At 48.3% G+C, this 2,470-nt stretch carries 5 protein-coding genes; all 5 read right to left on the minus strand.

The genetic code is table 11. The features are described from left to right. Positions 1–149: 149 nt before the first annotated feature. Positions 150–449, minus strand: a complete 300-nt coding sequence (locus WCI03_15275; protein MEI8141213.1) for a type II toxin-antitoxin system RelE/ParE family toxin — start codon at positions 447–449, stop codon at positions 150–152. Positions 450–452: 3 nt separating this feature from the next. Then, positions 453–674 carry an addiction module protein gene (locus WCI03_15280; GenBank protein MEI8141214.1) on the minus strand — a complete coding sequence of 74 codons (222 nt, stop codon included), beginning with the start codon at positions 672–674 and terminating at the stop codon, positions 453–455. 557 nt (positions 675–1,231) lie between these two features. Beyond that, the gene (locus tag WCI03_15285; GenBank protein ID MEI8141215.1) at positions 1,232–1,447 is read right to left on the minus strand and encodes a type II toxin-antitoxin system HicA family toxin; all 216 of its coding nucleotides are present in this window, start codon (positions 1,445–1,447) and stop codon (positions 1,232–1,234) included. After that, positions 1,444–1,644 carry a type II toxin-antitoxin system HicB family antitoxin gene (locus tag WCI03_15290; protein ID MEI8141216.1) on the minus strand — a complete coding sequence of 67 codons (201 nt, stop codon included), beginning with the start codon at positions 1,642–1,644 and terminating at the stop codon, positions 1,444–1,446. Before WCI03_15290 ends, WCI03_15285 begins: the two co-directional genes overlap by 4 nt. Before the next feature lie 437 nt (positions 1,645–2,081). Continuing rightward, on the minus strand, positions 2,082–2,315 hold the full coding sequence (locus WCI03_15295) for a hypothetical protein (GenBank protein MEI8141217.1): 234 nt from the start codon (positions 2,313–2,315) through the stop codon (positions 2,082–2,084). Between the last annotated feature and the right edge of the window lie 155 nt (positions 2,316–2,470).

Below are 2,470 nucleotides of genomic sequence, written 5' to 3' on the forward strand. Positions count from 1 at the left end.
TCGCCTTTTTTGTCAATTGATTTGGATGATTATCACATCGTAACAAGTAACATTGCGCGAACGTGATAAAACGAACATCGAACAGTCAACGGAGAAGAGGGTTAACATGGATATACATGATTTACAGGATGGTTTTAGGGGAGGGGCTGTTATCTTGTGTCAAGCAACTGCCTGATCACCTGAGGATCTTTTGAAGAATGGAATACGCCGTATACGGTGATCACATCATGTGAAACAAAATAATATACACTGTAAGGAAACCGCCTTAACAAGGCCCGCCGGAAACTATTGTATACCGTTCCGTTCGAATAAGGAAATTCGCCAAGTTCACTGATTGTGGCGTAAGCCATCCGAAGAAAGTCTTCTCCCAGTCCCGGGGCACGGCTCTCATACCAAGTGCGGGCACCCGCCAAATCGTCAGCGACTTCCCGAGCATAAGCAACTCGCATGACTTATCTCCGCGCATTCACAGCTTTTTTAAGCTCTTGCTCTGACAAAAATGCGGATGGATCATCTGCATATTTCTGAAACCGCCGATCCAATTCCCTCTTGTGACTGTCCGGAACCTGAAGGCTGTCTGGCTGTTGCTGTATTGAATCCCAAACATCTTCAATCCATAAAATTCTGCGTTCAACGGGCATCCTTAAGACGCTTTCCAACTCAAGCGTTGTCATAACGGCCTCCTTTTCCTACGGAACAGATAGTATCACAACCTGCAGGCATGTGTAAACCTGGACTCGTTCTCTGCGAGTGCGAAGGCACGGGGTCAAAGGCGCGGGGCAACGTCTTCACTTTTCACAATTGGATTATCTTCTTTTCAGCCACTCACTTCTTCTCGTCCACTGCGAGTGCGGTCAAACAGGCTCATCCATATTCAAGGTGGCGTTCGACGTCCTCGGCGAACACATTCGCTTGGCTGGGGTCCAGTGCAGCCGCCGGGGACGCCGGCTGCCACCTTGATGAGAACGAACATTGAACAGTTATTATTGCGCTTTCACTGCTAAACAGGAGATTTCATCCCCGTGAATTATGCGCACCAATGTGCCGATAATCTTTGAAAGCCTCCTTCAGGGGCGTGTGAAGATAGCCGTTGTTCGGGACAGGGGCAAGCAGTTTCCCGATGCTGCATTTTCAGCTCTTTAAGATCACGCAAATAGTCAGCATTAAAGCGGCAATTATTGATGATCGAGGGTCGGGATCGCCGGGTCACGTTTCGACTTTCGGCTAGTTCTCAAAGGTCTCTTGGTGTCAGGCCGGTCCGTCGCGCGATTCGGGCAAGCATGTGAGGCCCAATTTCTTCGCCGTCATGAAATGCAAAGACGTAATCCGGCCAATCGGGGCGTGACAAAATTCGATGAGACGTTCCTGCTTGTCGTTTGATTGACCAGCCCATTCGCAACAAAGCCGCCAAAACAAGACGAGCCTTGCGAGACGGCCAGTGACTCATGCCGGCACCGCAAACAGTTCATCCAGTTCCGGAACGGTTTCGCCATGCTCCATCCGGTCAGCGATGACACGAAGAGCGATGGTCTCAGCCTTTGACACGGCATCAGACCTGCTGTCACCATAGGCCATCACGCCGGGCAAATCCGGAATTTCGGCAATCCAGCGACCATCAGATTCTCTTTCGATTTCAATCTTCATCCTTAAAATATAGCCTTTCCTCTCCGTTTTTTCAAACTTTTCGATTGCCGGACTTCTTTTCAGCCACTTACTTCTTCTCGTTCTCTGCGAGTGGCCGGCTTTCCCGCGGGAGGGGGATCAGGGTCACATCGTTACAAGTAACATTGTGCGAACATGATAAATGAACATCGAACAGTCAACATTCAACTTCGAACGTTGAATCAATTTTACAAACGGAGAAGAGGGTTAACATGGATATACATGATTTACAGGATAGGTTTAGGGGGAATGCGCTAACCTCTTTATCCTGTGTATCCTGTCTATCGATGTTTGAATCGCTCACCAGACAGTTTCTATATCATATTGAGCCATTATGTCATCGGCGCTCATGAATGCGATATTTTCACATGCAGCCTGCGCTATCAAAAGCCGATCAAATGGATCTTTATTTAGATACTTCACTTACCTTCTCCCAGCCAGAATTGATCGGTCAATGGCGCATCAAAATCGTCTGCAATTTTGATGCGGCCAGCAAATTGGCCCAGAATGCGCTGCTGCGTTTCCGGAATCCTGACGGTTTCAAAAATGATCATCACATCAGTTGTGCCCGACGGCACACTGTCGGGCACATAACAATTAAATGACAGATGGTGATTTATCGGTATTTTCACCCGTGTTTTGATCGCTTGCATAACTTTATTTCCTTGTAAGGATGATATCAAACCATCCATTTGATTTGCAAGTGGGACAAACTCGGCTTGCCGGGTCACTCAGGAGGGCGCAGGCAGGGCAGTGCGCAGGGTCACCCATCAAAGAGTAGGTGTCAACAGACAATATTCCACCGCCC

The organism is bacterium (genome assembly GCA_037143175.1).
Classification (GTDB): domain Bacteria; phylum Verrucomicrobiota; class Kiritimatiellia; order CAIKKV01; family CAITUY01; genus JAABPW01.